This window comes from Flavobacterium sp. HSC-61S13 (assembly GCF_024171535.1).
In the GTDB taxonomy this organism is placed as follows: Bacteria; Bacteroidota; Bacteroidia; order Flavobacteriales; family Flavobacteriaceae; genus Flavobacterium.
In genome coordinates, this window is sequence record NZ_JALJZV010000007.1 from 206,275 (window position 1) to 213,556 (window position 7,282).

Consider the following 7,282-nt stretch of genomic DNA (forward strand, 5'->3'; position numbering starts at 1 on the left):
ATTTTTATGATCACTTTCGAACATTTTAATCTCCCTAAAGCTTTAGATAAAGCCTTAAGTGAGTTAAATATCAATCACCCCACCCCAATTCAGGAAAAATCTTTCTCAGCTATATTGTCCGGAAGAGATGTTATGGGAATTGCACAAACGGGTACTGGAAAAACCTATGCCTATTTATTGCCTATCCTAAAACAATGGAAATTTGCTAAGACCGATACTCCTAGAGTGGTCATAATTGTTCCTACCAGAGAATTAGTAGTACAAGTTGCTGCTGAAGTCGAAAAACTAACCCAATACATGTCTATCCGTACTTTGGGTATTTATGGAGGTGTTAATATCAATACACAAAAGAAAGCGGTTTACGCCGGTGTTGATGTATTAGTAGGTACACCGGGGCGTACTATGGACTTAGCTTTAGACGGTGTAGTGCGTTTTGATGCCATGCAAAAACTGGTTATCGATGAGTTTGATGAAATTCTTAATCTCGGTTTTAGATTTCAAATTACCTCTATCCTTTCGATGATGAAATCCAAAAGGCAAAACATACTGTTTTCCGCCACGATGACAGAAGAAGTGGATGAGATGCTCGAAGATTATTTTGATTACCCTGAAGAGATCACACTAGCTCCATCAGGTACTCCACTAGAGCAAATCGAACAGCAATTGTATTTGGTTCCCAATTTCACTACCAAATTAAATTTATTAGCTCATTTATTAGCAGATAAAGAAACCTTTAATCGCGTTTTGATTTTTATCAACAACAAACGAATCGCCGATTATGTGTTAGAAAAACTGGAAGTGCTTTATCCGGAAGAATTTACGGTTATTCACTCCAATAAATCTCAGAACTTCCGTTTAACGGCTATGAGAGATTTCCAAAACAACGAATTACGCGGATTGGTAACTACAGATATCATGGCCAGAGGTTTGGACATTTCAGACATCAGCCACGTTATCAACTTACAGTTTACAGAGAGCCCTGAGCAATATATGCACCGTATTGGACGTACAGGTCGTGCAGACAAAACGGGGATCGCAATCAGCATCATTGACCCTAAAGAAGAGGATGTTAAGTTTGCTGCAGAAATGTTGATGGAACGCGAAATCAAAACACTAGACATACCGGAAGGAGTTGAAATTTCTGATCGTTTATTAGAATTCGAAAAGAAACATTTGATTCAAAAAAGTGCTCCAAAACGCTATAAGAAAGACGAAACCAAAGGAGCTGCTTTTCACGAGCGTTCTGACAAGAATAAAAAGGTCAATCTCGGTGGTCCTGGAAAACGTAACCCGCGTAAAACCAAACCGACCAACCGTGGTGTTGAAAAGAAAAGAGCTATAGCAGCCAAAAAGAAAAGAGGCTAAATTTCATTTCGTTCTTTTAAAATAAATCAAAAGGTCCTCTCAAATTATGAGACGGCCTTTTTTTTATACCCTTACTTCCCAGCTTAAAGCCCAAATATCATATTGCAAACAACAACAACTCACCGCATTGTAATATATATTGACAGCAACGCTATAAGCTAACTACCCTTTTGTATCCTATTTGTACACTATTTGTAATTCGCAAGCAAAACAACTCACTATCAATCGCTAACAAACAAACTACTTTGTAAGCTTTTTGTACAGCCTTTGTATATGCTGGAAATCTATTGGCGTTAGGGATTGGAGCTTTGTCTGAGCTCTTTTTACGTAGCGCAGCGCAGTAAAAAAGCGAGTGCGGAAAGCCCGACCGCAGGGAACGCACAAAAAATAAAGCACAAAAAAAAAGCCCTAACTCGCGTTAGGGCTTTTAATATAATAGATTGAATCCAGGATTAGTTTCCTCCTTTTTCCATTCTTTCTTTCAATTCTGCTAGAGCATCGATATCTCCAAGAGTTGTTTTTTCTGAAGCATTTGAATTGTTATTCGCCTCTACAGATTTAACATTTTTCTCTTCTTCCTGACGGAAAATTGCTGTGTGAGAAGCAACAACTCTTTTGAATTCTTTATTGAACTCAATAACTTTGAAGTCAGCTGATTCTCCTTTTTTCAATTTTTTACCATCTTCTTTCTCTAAATGACGAGTTGGAATGAAAGCAACGATATCGTCACCAAATTCTACTGTAGCCCCTTTGTCAACGATTTCAGAGATTTCACCTGTATGGATAGTTCCAACTGCGAAAGCATCTTCATATTTGTCCCATGGGTTAGCTGTAGTTTGTTTGTGACCTAAAGATAATTTACGACCTTCAACGTCTAATTCCAATACAACAACATCTAATTTATCACCTACGTTAACAAATTCAGATGGGTGTTTGATTTTCTTAGTCCAAGAAAGGTCAGAGATGTAAATCAATCCATCAATTCCTTCTTCTAGTTCTACGAATACACCAAAGTTTGTAAAGTTACGAACGATACCTACATGTTTAGATGCAACTGGGTATTTAGAAGTAATATCAGTCCAAGGATCTTGAGATAATTGTTTGATACCTAATGACATCTTACGCTCTTCTCTATCCAAAGTCAAGATAACTGCTTCTACTTCGTCACCAACTTTTACGAAATCTTGTGCTGATCTCAAGTGAGTAGACCAAGACATTTCAGAAACGTGGATTAGACCTTCAACACCTTCAGCAACTTCGATGAATGCACCGTAGTCAGCTAAAACAACTACTTTACCTTTTACTTTATCACCAACAGCAAGTTTAGCATCTAAAGCATCCCAAGGATGAGCGAATAATTGTTTTAAACCTAATTGGATTCTTGTTTTTTCGTCATCGAAATCCAAGATTACAACGTTTAATTTTTGATCTAATTCCAATACCTCAGATGGGTGATTGATTCTTGACCAAGAAAGATCTGTAATGTGGATTAAACCGTCAACACCTCCAAGGTCGATGAATACACCGTAAGAAGTAATGTTTTTAACAACACCTTCTAATACTTGACCTTTTTGTAATTGACCGATGATTTCTTTTTTCTGTACCTCGATATCTGCTTCGATAAGCGCTTTATGAGAAACAACTACGTTTTTGAATTCATGGTTAATTTTAACCACTTTGAATTCCATAGTTTTGTTTACGTACTGATCGTAGTCACGGATTGGTTTAACGTCAATTTGTGATCCTGGCAAGAAAGCTTCAATACCGAATACATCAACGATCATTCCTCCTTTTGTTCTACATTTCACAAAACCGTTTACAATTTCTCCTGTTTCATGTGCAGAAATAACGCGATCCCATGCTTTGATAGTACGTGCTTTTCTGTGTGAAAGAACTAACTGTCCGTATTTATCTTCTCTTACGTCGATTAATACTTCAACTTTGTCTCCAACTTTTAAGTTTGGATTGTAACGGAATTCGTTTAAAGAAATAACTCCTTCAGATTTAGCGTTGATATCAACGATTGCATCTCTGTCAGTAATTCTTACTACTACACCTTCAACAACTTCTTCATCATCTGTAGAGATGAAAGTTTTGTCTACTAAGCTTTCGAATTCTTTAAGTTGCGTATCGTCTACAGCGTCAATACCGTGTTCGTAGCTTTCCCAGTTAAAATCTTGTAAGAACTCGTCTTGTGTTTTTATTTGTTCAGACATTTGTGCTGATAATAATTTGTATTCTGAATTTTATAAGTTTCTATATACCAGCTATAAAACGTCAGAAGATGTTGGTTTCTTTTAAAAATACTTTTAGTAAACTTAACTGGCCTAAAAGCTGTGCAAAATTAATACTTATTTTTAACTCTGCAAAAATATTTTAATTAAAAGTTCTGGTTATCAACATCTATGCATCATTGACGGCTAAAAACGATACCCCAAACTGACATCACCCTTAAAATTGGCTTGAACATCTGAATTTCCTAATAAACTATTTCCAACCCCCGCTTTAAGCTCCAAAACAAAACCAGACTTATATACCCATTTTTGCCCAACAGCCAATCCTATTGCCGTTTCAAAATACCTGCGGTCTTCATGAGTTACCACAATATTAGCCCCTTCAAATTCTATCGTACTTGGAGATTCCCTTCCCGTATAAAAGTTTAAAAACCCCTCAACAAACAATCCCTTACCCCAGTAATTTTTTGTCTTTAACAAATAAAAACGATAATAGGGATTTATAGCAAAATCTTCGTAATAACCTTCTCCATATTCTTTGGGATTAAAATTAACTAAGACATTAGTTCCAAATCCATGTCTGGGTTTAAATACATATTCATATCCGCCTTCAAAGATTCCTCCAAAAGCCAATTTCAACGCACCATATCGAATTTCGTGTGAAGGTATTTCATAATCTAAAACAGAATCTAGTGAGATGTCTTGCGCGTTCATCTGTGCACTTGCTAGTACAGCAAGTGCCAGCCATGGTATTGAATTCATATATTTTGTGTTTTTTTTAACAGTGCAATACTACTAAAAATACCCATATAAAAACACTATAACACTAATTAATCCAATATTTTATCAAATAGACATTTCCACCCAGATTAATTGACACCTAAGAAGTGTCTTATACTATACGAGACAAAAATGATTAACGCTGCAGATTATATTGTCGGACAACTCTCCATCATACCCAATAAATCATTAAACGAGCGAGTTATTCTTAAAAGTTTTTATGCCTTTAAGGCACTCGGTAGGTAACCAAAGTGCTTTTTAAAAGCCGCAGTAAAGTGCTGCGGGTTTGCATAACCCAAACGATCGGAAACTTCGGACACATATAATTTCTCTTCTTGAAGCAAATAAACAGCTTGCTGCATCATAACTGTTATTCTATACTCGAATACCGTACAATTAAAAAGCTGTTTAAAACCGCTAGTTAGATTTTTTGTTGGTATCATCATACTTTTGGACAAAAAATCCAAACTAGCAGGAGCACCATTATTTAAATCTATATAGTTTTTTACTGCATATAACTTATCAATATCAGTCGATTTGATTTGTTGTGCTTGTGGATCATGGTTTGCATACGCATCTGCCTGTAAAAGCATTAATTCCATTATTTTAGCTTCTAGAAAATAACTTTTCATCATACCGCTGTAAGTACAGGAAGTCAATTGCTGAACCACCGTATACATTTGAGCTGTTATTGGTAAGGTATACCCTTCCCAATAGTGGCGTCCTTCCTTTAAGTGTTCAAAAAAGCGTTTTTGAAAATCATTTCCTTCCGTAAAAACATCCTGTACAGTCGCTATTGAAGCGCGTATTTCTAAAAATGATCCCGGATTCTTTGATTGATGCATATCGATTTTCTTTTGTCCATCATTGTGAAACAGCAGGCTATGCTGCCCACTATTAATATACAATTGCAATCCATCATCACAAACCGCCGTTGAATTACCCGACAAGCGGAAATGCATTTCCACGACATCACTTTCTATATCCAATGAAATACGCTCGTCACTATTAAGATCATAATCACAATGGACTATTTGCAATCCTCGAAAAGCAGTTTCCTTAAACGCAAACAACTTAGCTGTTTGATCTCCTACTAACAGTTCATAACTCTTCTCCGAGAAATCAACAAATTGATTCTCCTTTAAATTATCGCGTCGTATATAGATTTCCTCCTTCATAATTAGCTCAAAAACGTCTTTAATACCCCCAAATTCGTTACCCGCTCCTGACTTCTTAAGGTTAAGTTTACTCAAAATTACTTAAAATAAACCCATGAACAATAAAAATTATACCGATGTAATCATAATTGGAGCTGGACAAGCTGGATTAGCTGTAAGTTACCTCCTCACCCAAGAAAAAATCGATCACCTCGTCTTCGAAAAAACAGTAATAGGTTCTAGCTGGAAATCTCAACGCTGGGATTCTTTTAAATTGAATACCCCCAATTGGATGAATTTTTTACCCGGACAAAACTTAGCTAGACACGCAGACCGAGAAGCCTTTATCAACCACATCGAATTTGCAAGCCAATTAAAGAATTATGCTGAAACCCATCACTTACCCATAATCGAAAACACAGAGATACGAAGTCTATCTTACGATTCACAACTAAATCTCTACCGCCTTGAAACCCTTAGTGACAGCCAAGAGGCTATCTGGCATACAAAACAAGTAGTCGTTGCTACAGGATCTCAAAACCAACCCCAAATTCCTACTTTTGCCAATAAACTACCAACTCACATTCAGCAACTTCACGCGGTGGATTATAAAAACCCAAGCCAACTTCCCAAAAAAAGAGTACTAATTGTCGGCAGTGGACAAACCGGTTGTCAAATCGCTGAAGAACTATCCGCCACCCACAAAGTTTATCTCGCTACCGGCAAAGTAGGTCGTTCACCAAGGCGGTACCGCGGTTTAGACATGATGGACTGGATGAATCAAACGGGTATGATGGATCAAACAACAAGCGAACTAAAAGCTACAAAAAGCCCCGAACCTACACAACCACAAGTATCGGGCGTTGGTCCTAATGGTCATACTATAAGCCTACAAAGCCTAAGACAAAAAGGCGTCATCCTATTGGGACGCTTTATCGACACCGACCCTGAACAACTCTATTTTGACCATAGTTTACAGTCCAACATTAGATATGCGGATCAATTTTCAGAATTACTAAAGAAAAAAGTTGATAATTACATCCAAGAAAACTCCATAACCGCTACTGTTGACCACTATATAGACAGCGCAGACATAGCCGACACCACTATGACAACATCCCTAGCCGAACAAGTAGCGACTACAGAAATCGACACGATTATTTGGTCCACCGGATTTCGATCTGATTTTAAGTGGATACAACTTCCGATTCTCGATCGCAATGCTATTCCCATTCATACCGATGGCGTAACCTCTCTATCAAATGTTTACTTTATCGGTTTACCGTGGTTAAGAAAAAAGAAATCAGGTATTATTTTTGGAATTCTGGAAGATGCTGAATTTATTGTTCAACAGATTGTCGTGAGTCGTTGTTCGTAAGTCGATGTTCGAAAATCGTGATTCGACTACCGACTATCGAATCACGAAAACCCCGTAGGGGTGACATGATTCTAAAGCGGATACGCCAATACGCACATTTGCTTATAGGCCAAAAGTCCCTGATCAATAAAGATTAGGGACTTTTTGTTTGTGAGTCGTTGTTCGAAAATCGTGATTCGACTTACGAAAATCGATTATCGAATCACGAAAACCCCGTAGGGGTGAAATGATTATAACAAAAAACCCTCACCAAATAAATGATGAGGGTTCTTAAAAGAAAGGCGACGACATACTCTCCCACATAAATGCAGTACCATCTGCGCTAACGGGCTTAACTTCTCTGTTCGAAATGGGAAGAGGTGAGCCCC

At 37.4% G+C, this 7,282-nt stretch carries 5 protein-coding genes and 1 rRNA gene; 2 read left to right on the forward strand and 4 right to left on the reverse strand.

Annotated features, from left to right (window positions below):
- Positions 1-6 precede the first annotated feature (6 nt).
- Positions 7-1,365, forward strand: coding sequence for a DEAD/DEAH box helicase (locus L1275_RS09300; RefSeq protein WP_253472082.1), 1,359 nt, complete (start codon positions 7-9; stop codon positions 1,363-1,365).
- A 452-nt stretch (positions 1,366-1,817) separates the two neighbouring features.
- Here the strand turns inward: L1275_RS09300 and rpsA are convergent, their stop codons facing one another.
- The 3 genes from rpsA to L1275_RS09315 all read right to left on the reverse strand — a co-directional run bounded on the left by rpsA (position 1,818) and on the right by L1275_RS09315 (position 5,632).
- Positions 1,818-3,581, reverse strand: a complete 1,764-nt coding sequence (gene rpsA / locus L1275_RS09305; RefSeq protein WP_253472084.1) for a 30S ribosomal protein S1 — start codon at positions 3,579-3,581, stop codon at positions 1,818-1,820.
- 204 nt (positions 3,582-3,785) lie between these two features.
- A complete protein-coding gene (locus tag L1275_RS09310) occupies positions 3,786-4,361 on the reverse strand; it encodes a hypothetical protein (protein ID WP_253472086.1) in 576 nt (191 codons plus the stop codon).
- Positions 4,362-4,597: 236 nt separating this feature from the next.
- Positions 4,598-5,632: an AraC family transcriptional regulator gene (locus tag L1275_RS09315; protein WP_253472088.1), complete on the reverse strand. Its 1,035-nt coding sequence runs from the start codon at positions 5,630-5,632 to the stop codon at positions 4,598-4,600.
- A 19-nt stretch (positions 5,633-5,651) separates the two neighbouring features.
- On the opposite strand from L1275_RS09315, the gene L1275_RS09320 reads away from it, so the two are divergent.
- Positions 5,652-6,914: an NAD(P)-binding domain-containing protein gene (locus L1275_RS09320; RefSeq protein ID WP_253472090.1), complete on the forward strand. Its 1,263-nt coding sequence runs from the start codon at positions 5,652-5,654 to the stop codon at positions 6,912-6,914.
- 276 nt (positions 6,915-7,190) lie between these two features.
- On the opposite strand, the gene rrf is transcribed toward L1275_RS09320, so the two are convergent.
- Positions 7,191-7,282, reverse strand: a 5S ribosomal RNA gene (rrf, locus tag L1275_RS09325); the annotation flags it as partial.